23 protein-coding genes and 1 pseudogene are annotated in these 24,155 nt (G+C 66.3%); 10 read left to right on the forward strand and 14 right to left on the reverse strand.

Going from position 1 to position 24,155, the window contains the following annotated elements; all coding sequences use genetic code 11:
• Window positions 1–462: 462 nt before the first annotated feature.
• The 3 genes from BN4346_RS29045 to dtd all read right to left on the reverse strand — a co-directional run bounded on the left by BN4346_RS29045 (window position 463) and on the right by dtd (window position 1,813).
• Window positions 463–822: a Gp37-like protein gene (locus BN4346_RS29045; RefSeq protein ID WP_067969456.1), complete on the reverse strand. Its 360-nt coding sequence runs from the start codon at window positions 820–822 to the stop codon at window positions 463–465.
• Between the two features lie 87 nt (window positions 823–909).
• Window positions 910–1,335: a DUF2834 domain-containing protein gene (locus BN4346_RS29050; protein ID WP_067969458.1), complete on the reverse strand. Its 426-nt coding sequence runs from the start codon at window positions 1,333–1,335 to the stop codon at window positions 910–912.
• 46 nt (window positions 1,336–1,381) lie between these two features.
• Complete coding sequence (gene dtd / locus BN4346_RS29055) at window positions 1,382–1,813, reverse strand: D-aminoacyl-tRNA deacylase (protein WP_067969459.1); 432 nt, start codon at window positions 1,811–1,813, stop codon at window positions 1,382–1,384.
• A gap of 53 nt (window positions 1,814–1,866) precedes the next feature.
• Here dtd and BN4346_RS29060 point away from each other — a divergent pair, with 53 nt between their 5' ends.
• Complete coding sequence (locus BN4346_RS29060; protein WP_067969461.1) at window positions 1,867–2,184, forward strand: MTH1187 family thiamine-binding protein; 318 nt, start codon at window positions 1,867–1,869, stop codon at window positions 2,182–2,184.
• Here BN4346_RS29060 and BN4346_RS29065 read toward each other — a convergent pair.
• The 5 genes from BN4346_RS29065 to BN4346_RS29085 all read right to left on the reverse strand — a co-directional run bounded on the left by BN4346_RS29065 (window position 2,177) and on the right by BN4346_RS29085 (window position 6,653).
• The gene (locus BN4346_RS29065) at window positions 2,177–2,836 is read right to left on the reverse strand and encodes a M15 family metallopeptidase (protein WP_067969464.1); all 660 of its coding nucleotides are present in this window, start codon (window positions 2,834–2,836) and stop codon (window positions 2,177–2,179) included. The genes BN4346_RS29060 and BN4346_RS29065 overlap by 8 nt on opposite strands.
• 17 nt (window positions 2,837–2,853) lie before the next feature.
• Complete coding sequence (gene yaaA, locus BN4346_RS29070; protein WP_067969466.1) at window positions 2,854–3,600, reverse strand: peroxide stress protein YaaA; 747 nt, start codon at window positions 3,598–3,600, stop codon at window positions 2,854–2,856.
• Window positions 3,597–4,106 carry a phosphatase PAP2 family protein gene (locus tag BN4346_RS29075; RefSeq protein WP_067969468.1) on the reverse strand — a complete coding sequence of 170 codons (510 nt, stop codon included), beginning with the start codon at window positions 4,104–4,106 and terminating at the stop codon, window positions 3,597–3,599. The genes yaaA and BN4346_RS29075 overlap by 4 nt, the downstream gene beginning before the upstream one ends.
• Window positions 4,107–4,155: 49 nt before the next feature.
• Entirely contained in the window at window positions 4,156–4,602 is a 447-nt protein-coding gene (locus BN4346_RS29080; protein WP_067969470.1) for an STAS domain-containing protein, read from the reverse strand.
• A gap of 98 nt (window positions 4,603–4,700) precedes the next feature.
• Window positions 4,701–6,653, reverse strand: a complete 1,953-nt coding sequence (locus BN4346_RS29085; protein WP_067969472.1) for a neutral/alkaline non-lysosomal ceramidase N-terminal domain-containing protein — start codon at window positions 6,651–6,653, stop codon at window positions 4,701–4,703.
• 137 nt (window positions 6,654–6,790) lie between these two features.
• Between BN4346_RS29085 and BN4346_RS29090 the strand changes: the two genes are divergently transcribed.
• Genes BN4346_RS29090 through BN4346_RS29100 form a run of 3 tightly spaced genes read left to right on the forward strand, consistent with a single transcriptional unit; the run spans window position 6,791 to window position 9,894 of the window.
• Window positions 6,791–8,128 carry an acyltransferase family protein gene (locus BN4346_RS29090; RefSeq protein ID WP_067969475.1) on the forward strand — a complete coding sequence of 446 codons (1,338 nt, stop codon included), beginning with the start codon at window positions 6,791–6,793 and terminating at the stop codon, window positions 8,126–8,128.
• 33 nt (window positions 8,129–8,161) lie between these two features.
• Entirely contained in the window at window positions 8,162–8,863 is a 702-nt protein-coding gene (locus tag BN4346_RS29095; protein ID WP_096867472.1) for an Rv0518 family GDSL lipase, read from the forward strand.
• A 53-nt stretch (window positions 8,864–8,916) separates the two neighbouring features.
• Window positions 8,917–9,894, forward strand: coding sequence for an NAD-dependent epimerase/dehydratase family protein (locus BN4346_RS29100; RefSeq protein WP_067969962.1), 978 nt, complete (start codon window positions 8,917–8,919; stop codon window positions 9,892–9,894).
• 28 nt (window positions 9,895–9,922) lie between these two features.
• Here the strand turns inward: BN4346_RS29100 and aceA are convergent, their stop codons facing one another.
• Window positions 9,923–12,223 (reverse strand): isocitrate lyase ICL2, encoded by a 2,301-nt coding sequence (aceA, locus tag BN4346_RS29105; protein WP_067969480.1) that lies wholly within the window; start codon window positions 12,221–12,223, stop codon window positions 9,923–9,925.
• 182 nt (window positions 12,224–12,405) lie between these two features.
• Here aceA and BN4346_RS29110 point away from each other — a divergent pair, with 182 nt between their 5' ends.
• Window positions 12,406–12,771, forward strand: coding sequence for a hypothetical protein (locus tag BN4346_RS29110; RefSeq protein WP_235653554.1), 366 nt, complete (start codon window positions 12,406–12,408; stop codon window positions 12,769–12,771).
• A 90-nt stretch (window positions 12,772–12,861) separates the two neighbouring features.
• Window positions 12,862–14,697 (forward strand): fatty acyl-AMP ligase, encoded by a 1,836-nt coding sequence (locus BN4346_RS29115; RefSeq protein WP_067969483.1) that lies wholly within the window; start codon window positions 12,862–12,864, stop codon window positions 14,695–14,697.
• Here BN4346_RS29115 and BN4346_RS29120 read toward each other — a convergent pair.
• Window positions 14,694–15,701 carry an LLM class flavin-dependent oxidoreductase gene (locus tag BN4346_RS29120; protein WP_067969485.1) on the reverse strand — a complete coding sequence of 336 codons (1,008 nt, stop codon included), beginning with the start codon at window positions 15,699–15,701 and terminating at the stop codon, window positions 14,694–14,696. The genes BN4346_RS29115 and BN4346_RS29120 overlap by 4 nt on opposite strands.
• Window positions 15,702–15,785: 84 nt before the next feature.
• Window positions 15,786–16,226 carry a nitroreductase family deazaflavin-dependent oxidoreductase gene (locus BN4346_RS29125; RefSeq protein ID WP_067969487.1) on the reverse strand — a complete coding sequence of 147 codons (441 nt, stop codon included), beginning with the start codon at window positions 16,224–16,226 and terminating at the stop codon, window positions 15,786–15,788.
• Window positions 16,227–16,421: 195 nt separating this feature from the next.
• Between BN4346_RS29125 and BN4346_RS29130 the strand changes: the two genes are divergently transcribed.
• Both BN4346_RS29130 and BN4346_RS29135 read left to right on the forward strand, forming a co-directional pair.
• Complete coding sequence (locus BN4346_RS29130; RefSeq protein ID WP_235653555.1) at window positions 16,422–16,868, forward strand: MarR family winged helix-turn-helix transcriptional regulator; 447 nt, start codon at window positions 16,422–16,424, stop codon at window positions 16,866–16,868.
• A gap of 112 nt (window positions 16,869–16,980) precedes the next feature.
• A pseudogene (locus BN4346_RS29135) lies at window positions 16,981–18,050 on the forward strand (PPE family protein).
• Here the strand turns inward: BN4346_RS29135 and BN4346_RS29140 are convergent.
• The 3 genes from BN4346_RS29140 to BN4346_RS29150 form a co-directional block, all read right to left on the reverse strand.
• Window positions 18,016–20,889 (reverse strand): MMPL/RND family transporter, encoded by a 2,874-nt coding sequence (locus BN4346_RS29140; RefSeq protein WP_067969493.1) that lies wholly within the window; start codon window positions 20,887–20,889, stop codon window positions 18,016–18,018. The pseudogene BN4346_RS29135 and the gene BN4346_RS29140 overlap by 35 nt on opposite strands.
• Window positions 20,886–21,317, reverse strand: coding sequence for an MmpS family transport accessory protein (locus tag BN4346_RS29145; protein WP_067969495.1), 432 nt, complete (start codon window positions 21,315–21,317; stop codon window positions 20,886–20,888). The genes BN4346_RS29140 and BN4346_RS29145 overlap by 4 nt, the downstream gene beginning before the upstream one ends.
• 104 nt (window positions 21,318–21,421) lie before the next feature.
• Window positions 21,422–22,033: a TetR/AcrR family transcriptional regulator gene (locus BN4346_RS29150; protein WP_067969498.1), complete on the reverse strand. Its 612-nt coding sequence runs from the start codon at window positions 22,031–22,033 to the stop codon at window positions 21,422–21,424.
• Between the two features lie 81 nt (window positions 22,034–22,114).
• On the opposite strand from BN4346_RS29150, the gene BN4346_RS29155 reads away from it, so the two are divergent.
• Both BN4346_RS29155 and BN4346_RS29160 read left to right on the forward strand, forming a co-directional pair.
• Window positions 22,115–23,041, forward strand: a complete 927-nt coding sequence (locus tag BN4346_RS29155; RefSeq protein WP_067969969.1) for a metal-dependent hydrolase — start codon at window positions 22,115–22,117, stop codon at window positions 23,039–23,041.
• The gene (locus BN4346_RS29160; protein WP_067969501.1) at window positions 23,041–24,138 is read left to right on the forward strand and encodes a hypothetical protein; all 1,098 of its coding nucleotides are present in this window, start codon (window positions 23,041–23,043) and stop codon (window positions 24,136–24,138) included. The genes BN4346_RS29155 and BN4346_RS29160 overlap by 1 nt, the downstream gene beginning before the upstream one ends.
• Window positions 24,139–24,155 lie beyond the last annotated feature (17 nt).

Raw genomic sequence — 24,155 nt, forward strand, 5'->3', positions numbered from 1 at the left:
CCGACCTCCACCTGCACATACCCCGACGGCGGCCGGGATGAATGCATCTTTCACTTTGTGCCGTTCTCCGGCGGACAGGTTGCTGACTCTGCCTGCACGTATGTCCCGCCTGGTCCCGAGCCAGCACCGGCACCCGGCGCGGAGCCGAGCTAGAGAGACGAATCATGTGGAACAAAGCCCTACTCGCCGTGGCGCCGGCCGCGTTGTTTATCGCAGCACCGGCACCGGCTCACCAGACGGTGCATGCACCGCATTAGGGAACGACTTTGATGCGTATTGAGCGTGCACGCAGAAAATGGGCCTGTTCTACGCGGATCGTCCCGCAGATCTTGTGGTGTTCCACATCGGCTGCACCTACCCCGACGGCGGTCGAGATGAATGCAAACTACATTTTGTACCGATCCCGTTCAGCGGCGCACGGATGAACCAATCCACCTGCACGTACGTCCCGCCGGGTGCGCCTTAGAAGAGGTCGTTGCTGCCGAATAGGGTGCCGATGGCGTTCCACATGGTTTGGATGGTGCGGACGACTTGCCCCAGGGGGTCTTCCATATCGCCCGCGGTGCCAATGGTGATGTCGAACGTTTTAGGTGTGGACTCGTCGTAGTACATGCGTACCGCGCTGACTTGGTCGGTGTAAAGAAGGCCGTCGATCTCGAACAAGCAGCGGGTACCGAGGTCGAAGTCGTAGAAAATCGAGTACGGCCGCCGATTCCAAATACTGACTTTGAAGGCTTGATAGGGGCGGGTCTTCCAATGCCCCTGCCGCATGGCCAGGGCTGAGCTGACGGTGTAGGCGGTGCCGCCGCCGTCCTGGGTCAAGTACTCCAGGGCGTTTCACGGGAGGCAACGAATTCCCTACGCGCGCAACGCGACATGAGGCAACCGGCCGGCGCCGTCGGGGCGCGGCTACCGGGTATCGACCCACAGCGTGAAGCCGGCCAGCACCAGCGCGACCACGGCCAGCAGCGCGACATCGAGGCCGCCCAGTCGTGGCGCCTCGGCGCCTTCGGCGGCCAGTCGTCGTTCGCGGGCGATCAGAAACAACGGGAACGTGAAGCTGATCGCGGTGAGGAATCCGCCGAGGATGTAGGCCCAGACGAACCGCACGTTGTGCTTGCGGGCTTCGAGCACCATCAGAACCGCTGCCGACAGGAACAGCATCAGGATGTCGGCGGTGATCGAGCGCGACGCGGGTGTCACGGCGGTATCGGGCAGGAACCGGGAAAGAAAGTCGGATCCGTCGTAGGCCAGATTCTGGCTCCAGGTGGCGACTAACGCGGCGACGGCAATCACGGCGTAGACGCCGCAACGGACCTTGGCAGCTGTATTCATCCGGCCACGTTAGCGTCCACGATCCCGGGCGTAGCGCGGTTTCGGCTCAGAGCTCGAGCAGCACCGTCACCGGACCGTCATTGACCAATTCCACCTGCATATGCGCCCCGAACTGCCCGGTCGCCACCTGCGCGCCCAAGCCTCGCAGTGCCTCGGCGAACTCGGCGACCAGCGGTTCGGCGACCGGACCCGGCGCGGCAGCATTCCACGACGGCCGCCGGCCCTTGGCGGTGTCGGCGTAGAGCGTGAACTGGCTGACCACCAGAATCGGCGCACCCACCTCCGCGGCCGACTTCTGATCGTCGAGAATGCGTAACTGCCATAGCTTTTCGGCAAGACGCTGTGCCGTGGCGGCATCGTCGGTGTGAGTCACGCCGACCAGCGCGAGCAGGCCCTGGCCGTCCGGTTCGATCGCACCGACCGTCTGGCCGTCGACACGGACCCGGGCCGAGGAGACACGCTGGACCAGAACTCGCACGGCCTCGATGCTAGGTAGGCTCGCCGTAGTGCCTTCCGGGAGGGGTGAGTCACGTGTCGGTTCTGGTTGCGTTCTCGGTGACGCCGCTCGGTGTGGGGGAGGGAGTCGGCGAGATCGTCGCGGAAGCGGTGCGAGTCGTTCGGGAGTCCGGTCTGCCCAATCGCACCGATGCCATGTTCACCGTGATCGAAAGCGACACTTGGGCCGAAGCGATGGCCGTGGTGCAACGGGCGGTGGAAGCCGTAGCGGCCCGCTCACCTCGGGTCAGCACCGTGATCAAAGCCGACTGGCGAGACGGTGCGGTCGATGCGATGAACACCAAGGTCGAATCGGTGGAACGTCACCTGGCGGCGCCGCCCCCGCCTAATTGACCGGAACGTCGAGGATGGGGCGCCCCACCCCGGCGCCTGGTCCATCGAAGTGCCACCACTCCCCGGAGTAGGGTGCGAGTCCGCCGGCTTTCATGGCCTCGCGCAGGGCGGTGCGCTCATCGGCGGCTCGCGCACTGATTCCTTCTGCGAATGCCATTGCGGACGGCGAGAAGTCATCGAATCCGGTGCCCATCGCCGACAGTCGGCCTTGCGGGTCGGCGGTGGTCACGTCGACCGACCGCCCGGTCTCGTGGCTGCGGGCGAGCGAGCCCGGTCGGGCCACCCAGTTCGGGTTCGGCACCACTTCGAACATTCGCACTTGCACGTTGTGTGGCCGGTAGCAGTCCCAGAAAACCAGGGTCCGGCCGCGGCTGCGCAGCGCGGCGGCCGCCGTGGTCAAACCCGGTGCCAGCGACTCGTGCACCAGACACCGAGCATTGGACGGGTAGAGCTGTTCGCCCACGAAGTTGTTGGCGGTGGCGTATCGCAGGTCGATGATCGCGTCCGGTACCGCGCTGCGCACGTCGACGAAGCCGGCCGCGCGGGCCGGCTCCGACAGCGCCGGAACATCCGATCCTGGCGCCGCAGTCGCGAGGCCGCCGGCCCCGGCGAGCAGCAGTGCAACGACAATCACCATCCGCAGACTCGGCATCTGCCCATTGTGGCGTGTCAGGCGGCAACCACAATCGTCAGCCTGCGCTCGTCGCGTTCCACCCGCATCCCGGCTCGCCGAGCCGTGGCCGCCACCGCGGCGGCGTCGTCGAGTTCGGCCCTGGTGGTGGCCAGCGCTCGCGCCAGTCGGCCCTTGTGCGCTTTGTTGAAGTGGCTCACCGAGACTCGCCGGCCATCGGGGTGCTCGGCGATCACGTCGACGCGGACCGAGCCGGGGATAGCGGCCAGTGCCGCATAGGATCCGGACCGCAGGTCGACGACCAGTTCGGCTGCGGCGATCTCGGCCAGCACCGGTTCCAGCACTGGTCGCCAGCGCTTGGCCAATCCGGGTTGTCCGGGCAACTTCGAGGACGCCGAGAGGCGGTATGCGGGCACGGGATCGGTAGCCCGCAGCAATCCGAACAAGGCGGAGCCGACGGCCAAGCGGGCGGCGGCCCGCGCGGCCGCGGCGCCGCGCAGCGAGTCGATGTCCAGCGCCTCGTACAACACCCCGGTGTAGCGGTTGATGGCCGGCGCGGTGGGCGCCGTGCGCAGCGCGGCGTTGCGCTCGATCTCAGCGTCCTGGGACGCCGATAACCCCAGTGCGCTGCGGCTGGCCTCGCGATCAGCGGCCAACCCCACCAGCTCGTCGACCAGTTCTGTCCGCAGGCCGGTGAGTTGTGGGGATGCCAATGCTTCGAGGTGCAGCGGTGGTCCGTCGCCGCCGGCGCGCTTGGTCTCCGACGGGGGCAGCAGCACGATCACAGCGCAGACGTTAACCGAGCCGTTCCACACACCAGCGCGGTGGCGAGCATCGCCGCACCGACGGTGTCGGTCAGGTAGTGGTAGCCGCAGGCCACCAACCCGAGCATGCCCAGCAGGCTCACCAGCGCGGCGGCGGCCAGGGCCCAGACCCGAGATGCCGCCACCACGACCATCATGCCCAGCACCGCCACCAACAGCGCGGTATGGCCGCTGGGATATTCCAGGTAGGGCCCATTACGCCGGTCGAAGAGGTGTTTGAGGGCCATGGTGGCGGCGGTGACCGCGAACGGGCAGGCCAGCACCGCGGCCGCCAACGCCCATTGCCTCCGCGACAAGGCCACCACCAGGCACGCCACAGTCACGGCCAACACCAGCCAGCCGCTGGTGAAGACCAACAACCACCGGGGCTGCTCGCCGATCAGGGTGAAGGTGGCGCGACTGAACCAGCTATCGACGGGTGTCGAGCCGCGGCCCACCGCCCAGCCAAGGGCCAACGTCGCCAGCACTCCGACGATCGGCCACCAGCGCTGGGCGGTGGCGAGGCCGCGACCTATCTCAGGCCGATTTCTGGAACAACGGCAGCAGCAGCTGGCGGCGCTGGTCGTTGCCGTCGGCAAGAGCGTGCAGCGCCTGGTCCACCGAGCGGGACGTCGGGAACATGGCGTCCTCGTCGAAGTCGCCGAGCAGTTCGCTCACCGACGAGCTCTCGATGAGCGTCCACTCCACGCCCGCGGCACGGCAGTCGCCGTCCAGGACGCACAGCAGCCAGATGCCGGCGGCGGCGAACGAGGTGACCCCGCTCAAGTCGAGCACCAGTGGCTCCTTCGCCAGGACGAAGCGCCGGGCGTGTTCGCTGAGCTGGTCCACATTGGTGGCATCGATCCGGCCCCGGATCGTGATCACCGTCGCGAGGTGACGGTAGTGCGCCCGAATCTGCGCCCCGCCGCACTCGACGACCGGGTTGATCCGAGCAGTGCCCCGTGTGGTGATGTCGATTGCCATGCCAGCCCCCGCCTTCCAGTCGATCGCTGTCGGCAGCTGAGCCGACCTCGATGTTTCCCGACGTTATGCGGTGAAGTTAAGGCCTCTTGGGCGCCCGATTAACGCTTTGGTGAGATCTCGAACGACTCGGTCACCCCGGAGAACGCACTGATCCGCCCATTTCGATCCCGGGCGTCGCCGTCGTAGCGAAGCCGGTACTGCCCCGCGGCGGTGTCCTCGGGAATCGCCCAGCTCACGGTAATGGTGGACCCGCGCCGGCCAGCGCGCCGCCAGCGGAATGTTGTCGACCAGTCGCTGTCATCGGCCACGGTGCTCCACCCGCCACCGGTCTGGTGCTCCACCCGCACGTAGGTGCCACCTCGGTGCAGGTCATTGTTCGGGTACGCGCCGGCGAACACCGCCGACACCGTGGTGCCCGGCTGATACGCAGGCAGCGGGGCTTCCAAGACATCGCCGAACCGCTGGTCGCCGGCCAGCGCATCCGGCTTCGCCCGGCGGCGTGACCGCCGCCGACGGGGCGGCTCGGCGGGCCGCTGGCCCTGCGGCGCCGGGCGCCCGTCGCGCATTGCGGCGGCCAGCTCGGCCACCACCTGCTGCAGCGCCGGCAGCTCCCAACGCCCAAACAGGGCGCTGCCGCCCTCGTAGCGCTGCTCGTCGTACTCCTCCGGCGTCGTCACGTAATGCAGATAGCCGTTGCTGTAGCCCGCCACCAGCACGTCGCGCAGTTCGGCGCCCACGATCTGCGCCACCGTGCGGCGCAACCGCAGACCCGCGACGATGGTCACTTCGGCGGGAATGCCGATCAGGTAGAGCTGCCCGATGCGCAGCAGCTGGACCGGCCCACCCTCGGGCATCAGCGACAGCGCCTTGTTCAGCCGACTGCCCGGACCCAACGCCCCTTTAGGCGCCTGCGCGTCGCGCAGCCGCGGGGAGAGCCGGAATACCGTGTTGGCGACCAGAGTGTCGAAGATGCGGTTACGGCCCTGCTTGAACAGCGGGTACAGCGGGCCGGCGCCCTCGTCGGTACCGGCCACACACGACGCACCCGCGAGTGCGGGGCCGGTGCGATGGCTCCGGCCGTCGCCGGTGAATTCGGGCCGCACCTCGAAATCCGTCAGGTCGACGTAGGTGGTGCGGGCGTCCAGCCCCCCGGTGACCTCGGTGCCATGCCCCAGGGTCAGTTCGTTGGCGGCGGCGGCTTGGCGGGAGCCGATGATCCGGGTGTTCTCGAACTCGTCCTCGGTGGGACCGCTGCCGGGGCGATGGTTCAGATTCGGCGACATATCCCCGGAGTTGGTCTGGGCGAAGGCCGCGATGAACTCCGGGGGAGTCGCCGCCAGGTAGTCGACGCCGTGGTCCAGGCGCTCGCACTGGTAGGCGGCGTAGCCCTTGTTGTCCCCGCTGATCAAGGTGTTGCGGTTGGTCATGGACGTGCCGTGGGTGGCGAACCAGTTCACCGCACCGACCAACCGGCCGTCACGTTCGATGCGCAGCAAGGTGGTCTGCGGATCGATCTTGTCCGGGAAATGGGCGCGGTCGGCTTCGGGGTTGCGGGCGAACGACGATGGCGAGCGATTGCTGCTGGCGTCGTGCAGCCGGCCCACGGCAAGGCTCAAGCTGGCGGGCGCAACGTCGGCATGCGCTCGATCGATGGCCTCGCAGATCCCATCGACGATCGCGTTGAAAGTTTGGTGCCGGAATCCGTTCGTGTTCGAGTTGTAGAGCCGGTGGTCGGAGTAACCGCCAGGGCCGCAATGGGTGTGCGTCGCGGTCAACATCACGTTGTGGACTGTGTACAGCTCGCCGTAGGTCGCGGCCAGGCGACCGAGCACTTCGTGGTGCACGCTTTCCAGCAGCAGTGGTATCTCGCAGACCACCAGTAGCAGCCGGGTTCCGGCGGCCGCATCGGCGATGACGAATGCCCGCGCGCGCAGCCGGTTGTGCAGTCCGTCGGTCTGCTGTGAGGCCACGCCGTAGCCGAGCATTCCGCACTCGGCCGGCTCGCCGGTGACATCGGCGATTCCGCGGCCAACCTGATAGTTGTCTGGCATCGCTACAGTATTCACAACGGCCCCGTCGATATGGTCGCCGACGTGCCCGGCCGATTACTTCACCCGGGACAGTCCCGCTGCTAGTCTTCGCACCCGAGGCAATCAGGTCATGCGAAGCCCACCGGCGAAAGAGTGTTGTGCGCAGCGGAGAGATCAAGGCCCTGACCGGGCTTCGCATCATCGCCGCGGTCTGGGTGGTGCTGTTTCACTTTCGCCCCCTATTGCGACTGGCGTCGCCGGAACTCAGTGATGCGCTCGCCCCGGTGCTCGACCGAGGCGCCCAGGGCGTCGATCTGTTCTTCATCCTCAGTGGCTTCGTCCTGACCTGGAACTACCTGGAGCGGATGGGGGAGACGTTCTCCGTGCGCGCCACCGTGCACTTCCTGTGGTTGCGCCTGGCCCGGGTCTGGCCGATCTACCTGGTCACGATGCACCTGGCCCTGCTCTGGGTGATCTTCACCCTGCACGTCGGGCACGTCCCGACCGAAGACCTCAGCCGGATCACCGCGATCAGCTACGTGCGGCAGGTCCTGCTGGTGCAGTTGTGGTTCGAGCCGTTCTTCGACGGGTCGAGTTGGGACGGGCCGGCCTGGTCCATCAGCGCCGAATGGCTGGCCTACCTGCTGTTCGGCGTGCTGGTGCTGGCGGTCTACCGGATGATGCGGGTGACCTCTGCGCGCGGGCTGGCCGTCTTGGCGATCATCGCCTCGCTCCCACCGCTGCTGCTGTTGCTGGCGACCGGCGAGTTCTACAGCCCGTGGAGCTGGCTGCCGCGCATCGTCATGCAGTTCACCGCGGGCGCGCTGGCCTGCGCCGCGGTGCGCAAGATCGAGCTCGGCGGTTCAGCGAGGCTCGACGCAGGAGAGGCGAAGCTGGGACCGGCGCATGGACTGAGCGACTCGGCCCGCCGTGCCGCGGGCTATTGCTCCGCGCTGCTGATCGCCGCGATGGTCGGTGTCCTGTATTACTTCGACGGCCACCCGATCTCGGGGCTGTACGACAGCGGTGGCCTGGTCGATGTGCTGTTCGTGCCGTTGGTGATGGCCCTAGCGATCGGTATCGGAAGCCTTCCTGCGCTGCTGTCCACTCGCGTGCTGGTGTACGGCGGGCAGATCTCGTTCTGCCTGTACATGGTTCACGAGCTGGTGCACACATCGTGGAATTGGGCCGCAAAGCAATTCGAGATCGTGCTCGACGAGGGGGCGACCGCGGCCAAGTGGATGGTGTGCGGCTTGCTGGTGGCGGCGACGTTGTTGTCGATGCTGTTGTTCCACGCTGTTGAAGAACCCGGTCGGCACTGGATGCGCAAGATGATCGGCGCTCGGCCCGAGTCGGCACAGGTGACGCCGACCGAAGATCCCCTGGCGGTCGAACTTGTGGAGCCGGCCGCCTTGGACGATGTGACCGATTCGACCGACTCGGTCGACGGTGTCCTCAACGAACGGAAGGTCGCGGTTCCGGCTAGTCTTCGCTGAAGTTGATTGGGGGAGGTAGCCGTGAGTCGGGTGATGACGTTCGCCGTCGTAATGGTCGCCGGGGTCGTCGCGGTCGTCGCAGGAACCGGTTACTTGTCGCGTGATCACGAGTCGACGCGCCACTACGAGACGGTGCCGCTGAGTTCCTCCCCGAATCGGATTGCGGTGATCGGTGACTCCTACACCGCCGGATACGAGGACACCGGCCGCGGTGCGGCGAACTGGACCGAGCGGGCATGGCAGAACCTGGCCGGCCGCGGGGTGTACGTCAGCGCCGACGTGGCGGCCGAGGGCGGTGCGGGGTACGGCGTGCGGGGTAACCACGGCTCCCTGTTCGGCGACCTGACCCGCCGTGCGGTGCAACCCGACGACGCGCTGGTGGTGTTCTTCGGCTCGCGTAACGACCAGGACGTCGAGCCGGGCGAGTTGAGCCGACTGATCGCCGACACCCTGGGCTTGGCTCGCCGTACCGCGCCGGGGGCGCGAATGCTGGTGATCGGCCTGCCGTGGCCCAACGCCGACATCCCGGGCAACGTGTGGCGGATCCGCGATGTCCTCAGTACCGAGGCGCGGGTGGTCGGTGCTGAGTTCATCGATCCGCTCGCCGAGCGGTGGTTTGTCGGCATGCCCGACCTGATCGGCCCGGACGGCGTGCACCCCACCGATGCCGGTCACGCCTACATGGCCGACAAGATCGCGCCGGTGATCGCGGGACAGCTTCCGAAACGGACTTAGCGCAAAGACCGACGGAATCGGGCTGGCCTCAGCACTATTGGCGAATGGACACCATGCGCGTACTGATCACCGGTGGAACCGGATTCGTCGGCGGCTGGACCGCCAAGGCGATCGCCGATGCCGGGCACCGGCCGCGGTTCCTGGTCCGCAATCCGGCGGGCCTGCACAGCAGCGTGGCGCGGTTGGGTGTCGATGTGTCCGACTACGTCGTCGGTGACATCACCGACGCGGACTCGGTGCGCGAGGCGCTGCGCGGCTGCGACGCGGTCATCCACGCTGCCGCGGTGGTGGCCACCGACCCACGCCAGACGGCACAGATGCTGGCCACGAATTCGGCCGGCGCCCACAACGTGCTCGGCGGAGCGGTTGAGCTGGGACTGGACCCGATCATTCACGTCTCCAGCTTCACCGCGCTGTTTCACCCGGGACTGACGATGTTGCGGGCGGACCTGCCGGTGGCCGGGGGCGCTGACGGCTATGGACGGTCGAAAGCCCGGGAAGACCTGTATGCGCGCGGCCTGCAGGACGCCGGCGCCCCGGTCAACATCACCTATCCGGGCATGGTGCTGGGACCTCCGGTCGGCGACCGGCTGGGGGAGGCCGGCGAAGGAGTACGGGCGGCGCTGCAGATGCATGTCATCCCCGGGCGTGGCAGTGCCTGGATGGTGATCGACGTTCGTGACCTCGCGGCAATGCATCTGGCCCTGCTGGAGCCGGGTCGTGGCCCGCGCCGGTACATGGCCGGCGGCCAGCGAGTATCGCCGGGAGAGTTGGCGAGCCTGCTTCAAGAGCTGTCTGGTTCGCCGATGGTTGCCCTGCCGATACCGGATATCGCGCTGCGCTGGGCGGGCCGCGTCTTGGATCAAGTCGAGCGGGCGCTGCCGATCTCGACTCCGTTCACCGAGGCCGGGATGCAGTACTACACCCAGATGCCCGAATCCGATGACACCCCTGCCGAGCGAGACCTCGGCGTCGTGTTCCGAACCCCGCGGGAAACACTGGCCGACACCATCGCGGGAATCCGCGGTTAGCCGCCTTCTTGGGTGATCACCGGCGGCGTCAGCCCTCTTTGCTGATCAGCTTGCCCAGCGCCACCCGGTCGGGTGCCAGCAGCTCGTCGATGCGCGGCTGGTTGACGTCGGCGACGATGATCTCGCCGACCTCCTGGTTGACGCTGCTGTAGATGCCGTGCTCCTTCATCTTCTCGGTCTGGTACAGGTTGTCCTGGGTGGGCGTGACGTAGTGCACCGCCGCAGCTTTGAACCGGTGGATCAGCCACAGGTGCGTCAGGTCCATCAGCCGCTTCTGGCGGAGCTTCTCGGCGAAGGTGTTCTGGTCGCGCACCGTCAAGATGCTGCGACCGTGCCGGTCCTTGATCGGGTCGACGATCACGTTGGCGAGCTTCTCGTCGCCCTCGCCAAAGATCCCCAGTTCCAGCACGTCGGATCCGGGACGGGTCGGCCGCAGTTGCACCCGCAGCTTCTCCCCGAGCTGATAGCGCTCGGCCCACAACGCCAGCCAATCCTCCAGCAGCTTCTTAGGCACCTCGGTCTGGACCAAATGCTGATGCTGGGTGGACCCGGCACCCATCGCCTTGGTGGTGGCGGTGCGGCCCGACGACGCGGCCAGCGCAGCGTCGCTGCGCGGACCGCCGACCAGCGTCTGCGGTGTGCGGTAGGGCGACTCCACCAGCCGCATCTTGCGCTGCAGGCGGGCCAGCGCCAGCATGCCGTCTTGCAACAGGGTGGCCGCGAACTCCTCGGAGGCCACACCGTCGACCTGGTGACCGCCGTAGGTGATGAAGTTGAAGACGAAGCCCATCTTGCCGAGTTCGACGGGGAAGGCCCGCATCTGCTCATCGGTCATGCCGGTGGTGTCCCAGTTGAACGAGGGGGACAGGTTGTAGGCCAGCATCTGGTCGGGGTATTGCGCGTGGATCGCCTCGGCGAACTCGCGGGCGTCGGCGAGGTCGGCGGTCTTGGTCTCCATCCACAACAAGTCGGCGAAGGGGGCGGCGGCCAGTGACTTGGCGATCGCGTAGGGAATGCCGCCGCGCACCTGGAAGTAGCCCTCGGGAGTCTTGGCCCGTTCGCAGTCCCAACCCGGGTCGGCGTTGAGCTCGGTGGCCTTCTCTCGGGCGGTGTAAAGCGGTGCCCGGGCGGCGAATTCGCGCCACTGCGCAGCGCTCATCTCCTTGGGCTCGCCTTCGCGTTCGGCGAATTCGAGCATCTCGGCTACGGCGTCCCCGAAGGTCATCAACCCGGCGTCGTTCTGCCACGCCTCGACGAACGTCGATTCGATGTCGTCGAAGAGACCATCCACCGAGGTGCGCCCGTCGCCGCGCCAGCCTTCGGCGGCCTTGGTGATCAACGCGGTGATGCCGTTGCGCTCCAGCCAGGCGTCGGCGGCGGCGTACTCGCCCTCGGGCAGGGCGTAGAGCAGGTGACCGTTGATCTCGGTGATCCCCGAGTTGTAGAACTGGCGCGTCATCGCCAGGAAACAGGACTTGTAGGACGGGATCTTCAAATTGGTGGTGCCCAGGATGAACGGCTGGTCACGTTCGTCGCCGCGGCTCTCGACCAGGTTGGCCGCCTCGGCATCGGTGCGCGCGACGATGATGCCGGGCACGCCCATCAGGTCGAGCTGGAACCGGGCGGTGTTCAGCCGCTTGATCTGCTCGTCGGAGGGCACCAGCACCTTGCCGCCCTGGTGACCGCACTTCTTGGTGCCCGGGCGTTGATCCTCGATGTGATAGCCGGGGACACCGGCTTCGACGAAGCGCCGGATCAGGTTGCGCACGTGCGGATCACCGCCGTGCCCGGTGTCGGCGTCGGCAATGATGAACGGCCGGTAGTCCACGGCCGGAGTGGCGGCACGCTGCTCCTCGGTCATCTGCAGGCGCAGGTACTGCTGATTGCGGTCGGCGGTGAGCAGGGCACGCACCAGCCCGGCCGCCTCGTCGGGAACCTGACTGAGCGGGTAGCTGGCCAGGTCGGGCCCCGGGTCCTCGGTGATGGACCCCTTCGCCGAGGTGGCCCAGCCGCCGAGGTAGATGCCCTCGATACCGACTCGCTTCATCACCACTGCCTGCCCCGGCGAATACGGGCCGAAGGTCGTGATGCTCTTCTTGGCGGCGAACAGCTCACGCAGTCGCGCGTAGAACGCGCCCGCCGCTTCGCGCGCCACGATGTAGTCGGCGGGGATGGTGCCGCGCTGCTCGACGACTTGGCGAGCGCTGTAGAGACGGGTGACGCCTTCGAAACGGGGGCTGTCGAAGTACTTCTGCACTGCTGCGACGTCGGCGTCGACATCGCGTTCAACCGGTGTGCTCGCCGTCGGGTTCGTCTCGATCGTCGTCATGGAAATTCGCTCCCTTTCACCGGGCAAATTCGGTGGTCCCAGCTTGCTTCCTCCCCGTATTGTGCCGCCGTACGCTGAGCGATAGTTCGGTTTTGCCTACATCTTCAGCACTGCACCGCTGATGCCGGAGAACTCACCCGAAGGCTCGGATTCGGGAGCCGAAGTGGCTAAGCTCAAGGTTTATGACGTACCGGTCGGGCCGGTGGGCAGAACACTGGGAGCAGTCGCCACAGCCCGTGGTGGTCGGCCGCTGGGCGGCCCGTCGGATGAGCCGGCGCTTCGCCGGAGTGGGTGTCCGCATTCCGCCCGCTCGGCTGCGCGAACTGGCGGTCGGTGCGCCGCTGGCATCGGCCGAGTCGGTCGACTATGCGTTCGCGCTTGCCGCTACGGAGATAAAGCATGAGCAGCGACTGGCCCGGGCGCGGCGCAACCGGCGACGCCTGATGAACGCACTGATCGTGGCCGGCCTGATGATCGCTGCCCTCAACCTGCTGATCTGCATGGGCTATCTCTTCATCAGCCTGGCCTTGCGCGAACCTGCTATGTGATGCGTCACTGGACCAACTCCATTGTGGTGGAGGTCCTTTGACATCCGAAGCAGGCGTCGCCGACGGAGCTGGGGACTTAGACTGCGGGGCATGACGCAGTCGCAGCGCTCGACGGCCCTCAAGGGACTGGTGCAGATCGAGGAGTGTCTGGACTCCGACGGCGGCATCGTGCTGCCACCGGATGACAACCTGATCTCGCTGATCGACCGCAACATCGCCAACGTGGGGGATGCGGTGGCGTTCCGTTACCTCGACTACGCGGGTCCGGTGGAGGGCCAGGCGCTGGAGCTGACCTGGACGCAACTCGGCGAGCGACTGCGCGCCATCGGCGCCCGGCTGCAGGGTCTCACCGTCCCCGGCGACCGGGTGGCGATCCTGGCACCACAGGGACTGGACTATGTCACCGGGTTCTATGCGGCGCTCAAGTGCGCAACTGTCGCGGTGCCGCTGTTCGCCCCCGAACTACCCGGCCACGCCGAACGACTCGACACGGCATTGCGCGACTCCACTCCGACGGTGGTCCTGACCACGGCCGCGGTGCGGCAGATCGTCGAGGAGTTCTTGGGCAGGCTGCCGGAGCCGTTGCGGCCCCGCGTGGTGGTGATGGACGAGATCCCGAACTCGGCCGGGGAGTCCTTCGTGCCGGTCGATATCGATATCGACGACGTGTCGCACCTGCAGTACACCTCGGGCACCACCCGGCCGCCGATCGGGGTCCAGGTGACACACCGTTCGGTTGCCACCAACCTGCTGCAGATGATCCTGTCGATCGACATGCTGGACCGAAACACGCACGGGCTCAGTTGGTTACCGCTCTATCACGACATGGGCCTGTCGATGATCGGATTTCCGGCGGTCTACGGGGGACACTCGACGCTGATCTCGCCGACGGCGTTCATCCGGCGGCCGCAGCGCTGGATCCACGCGTTGTCGGACGCCTCGCGACGTGGCCGAGTGGTCACCGCCGCACCGAATTTCGCCTATGAGCTGACGGCGGCGCGGGGCCTGCCCGCGCCGGATGCCGATATCGACCTCTCGAACGTGGTGATGATCATCGGATCCGAGCCGGTGAACATGGCGGCGATCGCCACGTTCAACGAGGCGTTCGCGCCGTACGGGCTGCCGTCCACCGCCATCAAGCCGTCCTACGGGATCGCCGAGGCAACCCTGTTCGTGGCCACCATCGCCCCCGACGCGAAGGCGAGCGTGCTGTACCTGGACCGCGATCAACTCGGTGCCGGCCGCGCGGCGCCGGTGGCCGCCGATGCCCCGGGCGCGGTGGCCCAGGTCTCGTGCGGACAGGTGGCCCGCAGCCTGTCGGCGGTGATCGTCGACGCCGGGGCGGAATTGCCCGACGGCAGGATCGGCGAGATCTGGCTGCACGGCGACAACGTCACCGCCGGGTACTGGGGCCGGCCCGAGGAGACCCGGCAGGCATTCGGCGCCCGCCTGCGGTCTCGGCTGGACCACGGCAGCCATGCCGGTCTGACGCCACCCGACAGCGCTTGGCTGCGCACCGGCGACCTGGGTTTCTATTCCGGCGGTGAGCTGTACGTGACCGGTCGGACCGTGGATCTGATCACCATTGACGGCCGTGGTCACTACCCGCAGGATGTGGAGGCCACGGTGGCGCACGCTTCGCCGATGGTGCGGGGCGGTTACGTGGTGGCGTTCGCGGTCCCAGCCGAGACGGCCGATCGGCTCGTGATCGTCGCGGAACGGGCGACCGGCACCGGCCGCAAGGATCCCGCGCGGGCGGTCGAGGCGATCAGATCAGAGGTTGCGCGGGTCCACGGGTTGGTCGCCACCGACGTCCGATTCGTGCGGGCCGGGTCGATCCCACGCACCACCAGCGGCAAGTTGGCCCGACGCGCCTGCCGTGACCAGTATCTCAGCGGCGCATCGGATTCCAGGACCACGATCTAATCGAGGTTGGGCATCACGTGTTCGGCGAAGAGCTTCATCGACTCGCGAACGTCTTCGGTGCGCATGCCGGCGTGCCGGAAGCTGATCATGAAGCCCGTGGTTCCCGGCATCGCTTGGATAGACTGCCGGAGCATTTCGGTGACCTCGTCAGGCGTACCGACTGCGGGGATGCCCATGGTGCTGGGTTTTCCACTGGCGATGTGTTCGCGGGTGACTTCGGCGGTTTGAGGGTCGGGCACGTTGCCCTTCAGGTCACGGCGGAGCGCATAGAAGTTGATCGCGTAATGCAGCCCGTCCAACGATGCTTCGACGGCTCGGCCGTGGGTGGCGGCGATGCACACGTTCTGCATGTTGATGGCTTTGAATTGCGAGGGATCTCGGCCGCAGGCGGTGAGGGCCTCGTCGTAGGCGGGCTGTCGAGGAGCGAGTAAGAAATAGCCATCGGCGGCGGCGCGGGCGATGCTTTTCGGTCCCATCGCCGACGCGTAGAACGGGATCTCGTGTTGCACGGGCGGGTGAGTGAACGTCACTTCATCGAACTGGTAGTAAGTGCCGTAGTGGCTGAAGGTGTCGGTTTCGGTGAAGCAGCGTCGGATGAAGCTCGCCGCCTCATAGGTCATGGGCAGCCGGTGGGCCGGATCAACGCCGAATGTGCGGAACTCTTCGTACTGAGATCCGACGCCGAAGCCCACGCTGACACGGCCATTGGAGATATTGTCCAGGACCGCGAAGTCTTCGGCTACCCGCAAAGGGTTGTGAAACGGAAGGCATAACACCCCGGTGCCGAGCCGAATGGTCGACGTGCGCGCGGCGATCGCGGCGAGGGTAACCAACGGCGATGGGGTCCACTGATCCTCGGTCATTCGATGTTCGCCTACCCATACGTGATCGAATCCGAGTTCCTCGGCGTAAACCGCGTCATCGAGGTAGTCGCGGTAGACCGCGGGAAGGGGTTCGGGCCGGCCGGGGTGGTTGCGGACGGCCATGCCCAGTCCAATATCCATTCTTCGGCGCCTCCTTTGGCAGGGCAATTCTCGCGACTCGTCGTCGCGAAGGGTGGCGTTGGTGCCGAGCCGGTCGGCGAGCGTTCAGTTTTCGGCTCGTCGTAATTCGAACAGGGGGATCGGCCGCGCTGTCTTCGACTGGTACTCGGCGTACACCGGCTCCATGGCCATGACCGTGGGAAACATGGCATCTCGTTCGGCGGGCGAGAGTTCGCGAGCGAAAACATCGTCGGCCTGCGTGCCGAGATCGATGTGCGCTCGCGGAGTGGCTCGTAGGTTGTGCACCCACGCTGGATCGCGATCGGCGCCGGCTAGGGAGCCGACCAGAATCATCTTCCCGTCGATGAGCAGATAGGACAGCGGGACCACTCGGGGCTGCCCCGTCTTGGCGCCGGTCGTGGTGAGCAAGAGCAGGTCCTGGCCTTCAAATGGACCCCCGACTTTGCCGTTGTTGGAGCGGAATTCGTCGATGACGGTCTTGTTGAAGGCCTGCATGGTTGCGGCATCAGGGATTTGGTCGGTCATGAAACTCCTTGCGCGTTCGTGGGTAATCCTCCCGAGACACCTTTATAATCGAGTAACTTTTGCATGAAGGTAGGCCCGCGGGGTTAGGTTGTCAAGAACGTGCGGCGCCGGCCGCGCCGTCAACGAGAAGGTAGGTCACCGATAGCCATGGAAGGTCGGGCTACCTCGGACATCGGCGAACAACACGCTCGCCTGATGGAAGAACTCAGAATCTACGGTTCCGTCTTCAACCAGTTCAGTCGATTGTTCGGGAGTTGGCTCGGGCTGTATTCCACTGACGCCGAGGCACTGTTGGAGATCGTCTACGAAGAAGAGCGCGGCGTTCCGCTCTCACCCGCGCGTCTGGCGAGCCGCATAGGGCTGTCGTCGGGGGCGACGACAGCCCTGCTCAATCGGCTCGAGGAAGCCGGACACATTGTGCGCAGCCGAGAAAGCGCTGATCGACGGGTGGTGACACTGCGCAGCAGTCCGCAGGTGCACGCGCGTGCCGACGAATTCTTTGCCACGCTGGCTCTCCAGCTCGACGGGGTGATGTCGCAGTACCGGCCCGAGGTACTGGGCGGCTTCGAGGGCCTGCTGGTGGACCTGCGCACCGCCATGAGCGCTCACCTGGCGGAGCGCCGATCTCCACAGCGCCCGTAGCCCGGCGCACAGCTGGCGCACAGCGCAGACCTGCCGGGCGCCAAAGATAGCTAGCTAGCCTTCCTAATGTATCTTGCCGGACCGATTGCCGGCGAAGAGATAAGGGGAGGCAATGGACTACGGAGCCCTGCCGCCGGAGATCAACTCGGCGCGCATGTACGCCGGTCCCGGCCCCGCTTCGTTACTGGCCTCTGCGACATCCTGGCAGGACTTGGCCGCCGAATTGAACTCCGCCGCCGCGTCCTATGGTTCGGTGGTTACGGGTCTGACCAGCGGTTCCTGGCAGGGCGCCTCCGCGGTGACAATGGCGGCCGCCGCCAGCCCCTACGTCACCTGGCTCAGCGCCACCGGGGCACAGGCCGAGCAGGCCGCCGCCCAACTGACCGCCGCCGTCACGGCCTACGAATCCGCCTACGCGGCTACCGTTCCGCCGCCGCTGATCGCCACCAACCGCACCCTGCAGGCGAGCCTGATCGCCACCAATATCCTCGGGCAGAACTCCGCGGCGATCGCCGCCACCGAGGCGCAATACCTGGAGATGTGGGCGCAGGACGCCGCAGCCATGTACGGCTACGCCGGGGCATCGGCGGTGGCCACCCAGGTCACGCCGTTCTCCTCGCCGCCGCAGACCACCGATCCGTCCGGCCAGGCCTTCTCGGTCGCGCAGTCGGCCGCCGCGACCACCGGTACCGACACCGAGGCGTTGATGTCGCAAGGGCCGCAACTGCTCTCGACGACTCCGACGGCCCTCCAGGCGCTGGCCGCGCCCACCGAGGAGGCGTCGACGGGCGGGTCGATGTCGTCGTCGATGTCGAGCCTGAATTCGCTGATGATGCCGATGCGGATGGCGATGATGCCGATGAGCATGCTGATGCGGATGCTGATGGGCGGCACCAACGGGGCCAAGGGTGCCGCGGCGGGTGCGGCGGCTGGGCCGCCTCGATCGGCGCGTTGTCGGTGCCGCCGGCCTGGACCGGTCTGGGCGTGGCCAGCGCTCCGGGGGCCGCGGCGCTGCCGTCGGTCGGTGGGGCAGCGGCCCCGGCAGCGGGGATGGGCAACGCGGCCGCGGTGCCGCCGATGGTGCCGTTCGGCAGCCTGGCCGCACGCGGTGGCGTAGGCGGCTCGCCCACCCACTACGACTTTCGGCCTACGGTGGTCCCGCGGTCACCGGCAGCGGGGTAGCGGCCGCGTCGGCTTTGACGGGGGCCGGACGGGTCGGCGCCGCCCGGACGCGCCGGATGTTTTGCGGCCACCAGAACCATCGGCCCAGCAGCGCCGCGATCGAGGGCGTCAAGAACGAGCGCACGATCAGGGTGTCGAACAGCAGGCCGAGCCCGATGGTGCTGCCGGCCTGACCGATCGAATACAGATCGCTGGCGGCCATCGACATCATCGTGAACGCGAACACCAGTCCCGCGGCGGTGACCACCGAGCCGGTGCCGCCGATCGAGCGGATGATCCCGGTCTTGATCCCGGCGCCGATCTCCTCCTGGAACCGGGAGACCAGCAACAAGTTGTAGTCCGAACCAACCGCCAGCAGGATGATCACCCCGAACACCGGTGCGATCCAGTTCAATTGGAGGCCGAGGATGTGCTGCCACACCACCACGGTCAGACCGAATGCCGCACTCAGCGATAGCAGCACCGTCCCCACGATCACCGCGGAAGCGACCAGTGCCCGGGTGATCAGCAGCATCACGATGAAGATCAGCGTCACCGCCGCCGTCCCGACGATCAGGATGTCGTAGGTCGAGCCCACTTGGATGTCCTTGTACACCGCCGCAGTTCCGGTGAGGTAGAACTTGGCACCGGTCAGCGGCGTTCCCTTCACCGCGTCGTGAGCGGCGGCCAGCATCGGTTCGACGAATGCTATGCCCTTCGGGGTCGCGGGATCGGCGTCGTAGGTGACGATGAACCGCGCCGCTTTGCCGTCCGGGGACAAGAACAGCTTGAGGCCCTTCTGGAAATCGGCATTGTCGAAGGCCTCTGGGGGAAGATAGAAGTAGTCGTCGGACTTGGAGGCGTCGAAGGCCCGGCCCATCTCGGTGGCGGTATCGGTCATCCTCGACATCTGGGTCACCAGGCCGGAGAAGCTCGAATGCATCGTGAGCAGGCTGCCCTGCATGGATTTCGCCACCGCGATCATCGGGTCGAACTGCCCGACCAGTTGCGGCATCAGCGTGTTGACCTCTGCCATGTCGGCCAGCAGTGGCCGCATGTCCTCGCTGAACTTGTCCATACCGTCGTAGGCGTCGAAGACCGAGCGGATCGCGTCGCATGCCGGGATGTTGAGGCAATGCTGCTCCCAGTAGAAGTAATTGCGAATCGGGCGCACGACATCGTCGAAATCTGCGATGTGGTCGCGGATCTCGTCGACGGTCGCGGTCACCGTGGCCATGTCGACGCTCATCTTGCCGGTGGTGCTGTTCATCTGGGTGACGAGGTCGCGCAGTCGCACCATGGCCTCGACGGTGGCGCCCAAGTCGTTGCTCATCTTGACCATGTCGGCCAGTCGGTCGGTCATGAACTGCAGGTTCTCCTGGATCGGAACGGCCTGCATGCTGACCTGGAACGGAATCGAGGTGTGGTCGATGGGGCTGCCCAATGGCCGGGTGATGCTCTGCACGCGTTCGACCCCGCGGCTGCGGAACATGTTCTTGGCGATCCGGTCCAAGATGATCATGTCGGCGGGATTGCGAAGATCATGGTCGCTTTCGACCATCAGGACATCCGGGTTCATCCGGGCGGCGCTGAAATGACGTTCGGCCGCGTCGTAGCCGACGTTCGCGGGCAGGCTCGCGGGGATGTAATAGCGGTCGTTGAAACTGATCTTCATGCTGGGCACCGCCAACATGCCCGCGAGGGTGACCAGCAGTGCCGCCACGAAAACCGCACCGGGCCAGCGGACATTGGCGGTTCCGATACGCCGCCAGCCGCGACCCTCAACCCGCTTGGGCTCCAGCAGGCCGTGTCGGGTGGCGATCGCGACGATGGCCGGCGCCACGGTGAGCGCACCGGCGATGACCACCAGCAGACCCAGCGCCGACGGGATTCCCAGGGCTTTGAAGTAGGACAGCCGGGCGAAATGCAGGCACAGTGACGCGCCCGCGATCGTCAGTCCCGAGCCCAAGATGACATGCCAGGTGCCGCGAAACATCGAGTACCAGGCGGTCTCGGGGTCTTCGCCGGCATTGCGCGCCTCGTGGTAGCGCCCGATCAAGAAGATCGCGTAGTCGGTCCCGGCTGCGATCGCCAGGGACGACAGCATCGCGACCACGAAGGTCGAAAAGCCCAGTAGGCCATGGTGTCCCAGTAGTGCGACGAGACCGCGTGCGCTGCCCATTTCGAAGCCCACCATCACCAGCGCGAGTGCCACGGTGGCCGCGGAGCGGTAGACGATGGCCAGCATGATGATGATGACCACACCGGTCACGGCCATCATCTTGAGCATGCTTTTGTCGGCGGCTTCGGTCATATCGGTGGTCAGGGCCGCCTGGCCGGTGACGTAGGCCCTGACGCCGGGTGGTGCGGGCACCGAGGCAACGATCGTGCGGACCGCGTCGACCGATTCGTTGCCCAGGGTGCTGCCCTGATCGCCCGCGGTGTTGATCTGCGCGTAGGCGGCTTTGCCATCGGTGCTTTGCACTCCGGCGGCGGTGATCGGGTCGCCCCACAGGTCCGCGATGTGCTGGACGTGCTCGTGATCGGCCGCCAGTTTGGCGATCACGGTGTCGTAGTAGCGGTGCGCTTCGGGGCCCAGTTCGGTCTCGCCTTCGAGCACCAGCATCACCATGGCGTCGGAGTCGAATTCGTCGAAGGTGGCACCGATGTGCTTGGCCGCGATCATCGACGGCGCATCGTGCGGCGACATCGTCACCGCGTTCTCGCGTGCCACCGACTCGATCGGGGGAACCAGCACATTGAGCCCGACGGTCAGCAGCAGCCAGAAGATCACCAGCGGCCAGGCCAGCCGGCGAACCGCCCGCATATACCCCGGGCGAGGGGTGCCGTGGCCGCTCATGCGCCTTTGACCAGACAGAACACTTGGGCGTGGTGCCCGGTGGCCAGCTGCTCGTCCTTGACGGCGCCGTTGACGGTGATGCGGCAGCCGATCTGGTCGCCGTCACCTTGGGCGACGATATTGCCGATGACGGAAGGACTCGTGGTGGTCATGGTGTGGCTCCAGGGCAGGCCGGTGAACGTCGCCTGCGCGGGCTGCGCCTCCCGGTTCAGATAGCTCACCGAGCCGGCGGCCGATCCGGACCCGAAAACCTCGTAGCGGATCTGCTTTTCGTTGATCGAGTTGATCACCTGCGAACCGCTGCCGTCCCAGTGAAAGATCTCGTCGGCGCCGAACGCGCCGCGCAAGTTCACGACTGCCAAGGTTCCGACGACTGCCGCCAACGCGACCACCACGGGCACCCAGGCTCGGCTCACGATCGCGCGCATACCCATCGCCTCTCGATTCCCTCCACTCGGACTCTGCGTGAATACTATACCCCGTAGGGTATACAAATATTCCGGAAGAACCCTCGGGGGTATGGGGAGGCGGGTCAGTCGGCGGAATGCCGCGACTGGGCGGTGACGGCTTCGCCGAGCCAGCGACGCAGGAACCGGCGCAGCTCATCGGGGGAGCGACCTGGATCGTTGGGCGCCACCACGAACGAGAGCATGATCCGTAGGGTGAACTCCACGAGTTCGCGCAGGGCTGCTTCGTCGTAGCCGTGCCGCGTCCAGTTGACGTCGAACCGCTCGATCATGCGCATCCCGAAGGCGCGGGCCTCTTCGGAGGCCATCTCGCGATTGTGTGCTGACGAGGACGACAGCATGGCGCCCAGGTGCGGGGAGCGGGCCACCGCATCCAGGGTGTAGACCGCACCTTCGGCGAGCGCGTCGGCGGGATCGTGGATGCCGTGTACGTGCTCGGTCAGCCGGTCGAGGAAGTCGTCGACCGAGGCGATGGCCACGGCGCGCATCAGCGCATCGGCGGTGGGGAAGTAGCGGTACACCGTCTGCCGGATCACCCCGAGTGACGTGGCGACGTCGGCCAGCGACACCGCCGAACCGGTCTCGGCGACCAGCTCGACGGCCGCGGCGATGATCCGCCGGCCGGCTTCCGCGTCGGTGTGCGGGGGGTTACCTCCCCAGCCGCGTCGACGGGCCATCAGTGACCTGCTTGACAAGCTTGGCGCATCGAACAATCATACGCGATGACGTCCAGTTGTATGTTCCGAGTTGAGGTAGCGATGACTGACCTGATCGTGCGCAAACTGCGGTTTGCGTTCGCCGAGTACCCCGTGCCGTTTTTGTGGAATGAAGCGAACCCAGCGTTCTCGTCGATGGCCAACGCAGTCTCGCTGCTGGCGATCGGCTTCGAGAAGATGATCGGCGGCATGATCGCCGAGGCAATGCCGCTGATCACCGACCCGGTGGTCGCCGAGGAGGCCGACGCCTTCGTGCGTCAGGAGGGCCAGCACTCGATGGCCCACCGCGGTCATGCGAAGGCGCTGGTCCGGGCCTACCCGGGGCTCAAGGAAACGGTCGACGCATGCAACGCCATGTTCGACAAGATGGCCGCGGAAAAGTCGCTGGACTACCGGCTGGCTTACACCGCCGACCTCGAGGCGACCTTCACCCCGGTCTTCAAGCTGATGCTCGACCACGACAACACCCTGTTCGCACCGGGCGACGACCGGGTGGCGTCACTGTTCTTGTGGCACTTCGTCGAGGAAGTCGAGCACCGCAGCTCGGCGCTGATCATCTACGACCACGTCATCAACGACCCGTGGTATCGGATGCGGATGGCGCCGTCGATCTTCAAACACGTGATGAGCGTGATCAAGGTGGCGTGCGAAGGCTTCAATCGGCACGTCCCCGTGGCGGACCGCAAGGTTGACGCGCTGTCACTGTTCAGTACCTACCGCGCCAAGCAGGCATGGCGGCGGCGGGTTCCCTTCGGCTGGCCTGCGGACGAGGGCCCGGTCTCCGATGCCTTCAAACATCTGCCAAAGCGCGAAATGGCCACCGCGGTAGCCGGTATCGTCCGCAGCCAGTTGCCCAATCACAAACCGGCTCACGAAAAGATCCCGGTCCTGGCCAACGAGTGGTTCGCCCGTTACGACGACGGCTACGACGTGACCAAGTGGTACACCGCGGAAGAGAAGAGCGCCTGATGTCCGACTTGTGTGCCCCGACATTCGAGCGCCTGGCCGAGTCGCTGGGCTTCTCCTGCAGCGAGGCCGGGGGACTACTGGAATTCCGCAACCCCTTGCAGCTGGAGAATTGGACGCTGCCGGTCCTGGAGATCACCGTGATCACCGGGGCCGTGCTGGCACTGATCTACGCGATCATCCGGTACCGCCGCGGCGATGCCACCAACTTGGCACTGTGGTTCGGGGCGATCGCCTATCTGCTGATCATCGAGCCGCCGCTGTACTTCCCGGGCGCGTTCGGCATCGCCGATCACGTCGACACGATGTTCGCGCACAACGTGTTCACCGTCGACTTCCTGTGGGGGCGGCTCCCGCTGTACATCGTCGCGATCTATCCGATGATGGCCACCATCTCCTTCGAGATCGTTCGGATCCTGGGCGTGTTCCGCCGCTACGGTGCGATCGTCGGGGCCATCTGCGTGGGGTTTGTCCACCACGCGTTCTACGAGATCTTCGATCACCTGGGCCCACAGCTGCGCTGGTGGGAATGGTCGGTGGACAACCCGCTGAACCAACCCATGTTCACCTCGGTGCCGATGGGCAGTGTCGTGGTGTTCGCGGCGCTGTGGCCGGCCTCGCTGGCGCTCTGCGTTCAACTGTTGGTCGGTCGTCAGGTGGATCACGGCCGGAGATTCGGCGGGCTGCAGGTGTTGTGGCGCACGATCGTGATCGGCGTCTTGGCCTCGCTCGGCACCGACGGCAAGCTACTCGGGATCGCCTATGCCGTAGAACTTCTCATCATCGCCGCGGTGGCCATACCGGTCCTGATCATCCAATGGCGGCGTCTGCGGCTCAATCTTTTTGCCGCCGGCCGCTACGACAACCCGCTGATGGTCCGCTACGCCGCGGGGTATCTGTCGGTCATGACCGTGCTGTGGCTGACGGCCTTGCCGGCCTACCTGGACGCGTCCGGTGGGCTGACCGCCAACGGTGACCCGGTGGGATGCCTGTGGTACGTGGTGCTGTGTTTCGTGGTGGCTTACTTAAGTGTGGTGGCCGCGGCAACGGTCCCACCGATCCTCCCGGCACAACGGCGGCCCGCCGTGGACGTTGGTTGACGCGCTTGGCAGACTGT

The organism is Mycolicibacter icosiumassiliensis (assembly GCF_900078685.2).
Lineage (GTDB): Bacteria > Actinomycetota > Actinomycetes > Mycobacteriales > Mycobacteriaceae > Mycobacterium > Mycobacterium icosiumassiliensis.

Bases quoted from the DNA above. Each gene is read 5' to 3' on its own strand.
- BN4346_RS29050 (WP_067969458.1), bottom strand. From the start codon at position 1,335: ATGAATACAGCTGCCAAGGTCCGTTGCGGCGTCTACGCCGTGATTGCC.
- BN4346_RS29065 (WP_067969464.1), bottom strand. From the start codon at position 2,836: ATGCCGAGTCTGCGGATGGTGATTGTCGTTGCACTGCTGCTCGCCGGG.
- BN4346_RS29080 (WP_067969470.1), bottom strand. From the start codon at position 4,602: ATGGCAATCGACATCACCACACGGGGCACTGCTCGGATCAACCCGGTC.
- BN4346_RS29085 (WP_067969472.1), bottom strand. From the start codon at position 6,653: ATGCCAGACAACTATCAGGTTGGCCGCGGAATCGCCGATGTCACCGGC.
- BN4346_RS29095 (WP_096867472.1), top strand. From the start codon at position 8,162: ATGACGTTCGCCGTCGTAATGGTCGCCGGGGTCGTCGCGGTCGTCGCA.
- BN4346_RS29100 (WP_067969962.1), top strand. From the start codon at position 8,917: ATGCGCGTACTGATCACCGGTGGAACCGGATTCGTCGGCGGCTGGACC.
- aceA (WP_067969480.1), bottom strand. From the start codon at position 12,223: ATGACGACGATCGAGACGAACCCGACGGCGAGCACACCGGTTGAACGC.
- BN4346_RS29110 (WP_235653554.1), top strand. From the start codon at position 12,406: ATGACGTACCGGTCGGGCCGGTGGGCAGAACACTGGGAGCAGTCGCCA.
- BN4346_RS29115 (WP_067969483.1), top strand. From the start codon at position 12,862: ATGACGCAGTCGCAGCGCTCGACGGCCCTCAAGGGACTGGTGCAGATC.
- BN4346_RS29120 (WP_067969485.1), bottom strand. From the start codon at position 15,701: ATGGATATTGGACTGGGCATGGCCGTCCGCAACCACCCCGGCCGGCCC.
- BN4346_RS29125 (WP_067969487.1), bottom strand. From the start codon at position 16,226: ATGACCGACCAAATCCCTGATGCCGCAACCATGCAGGCCTTCAACAAG.
- BN4346_RS29130 (WP_235653555.1), top strand. From the start codon at position 16,422: ATGGAAGAACTCAGAATCTACGGTTCCGTCTTCAACCAGTTCAGTCGA.
- BN4346_RS29140 (WP_067969493.1), bottom strand. From the start codon at position 20,889: ATGAGCGGCCACGGCACCCCTCGCCCGGGGTATATGCGGGCGGTTCGC.
- BN4346_RS29145 (WP_067969495.1), bottom strand. From the start codon at position 21,317: ATGCGCGCGATCGTGAGCCGAGCCTGGGTGCCCGTGGTGGTCGCGTTG.
- BN4346_RS29150 (WP_067969498.1), bottom strand. From the start codon at position 22,033: ATGGCCCGTCGACGCGGCTGGGGAGGTAACCCCCCGCACACCGACGCG.
- BN4346_RS29155 (WP_067969969.1), top strand. From the start codon at position 22,115: ATGACTGACCTGATCGTGCGCAAACTGCGGTTTGCGTTCGCCGAGTAC.
- BN4346_RS29160 (WP_067969501.1), top strand. From the start codon at position 23,041: ATGTCCGACTTGTGTGCCCCGACATTCGAGCGCCTGGCCGAGTCGCTG.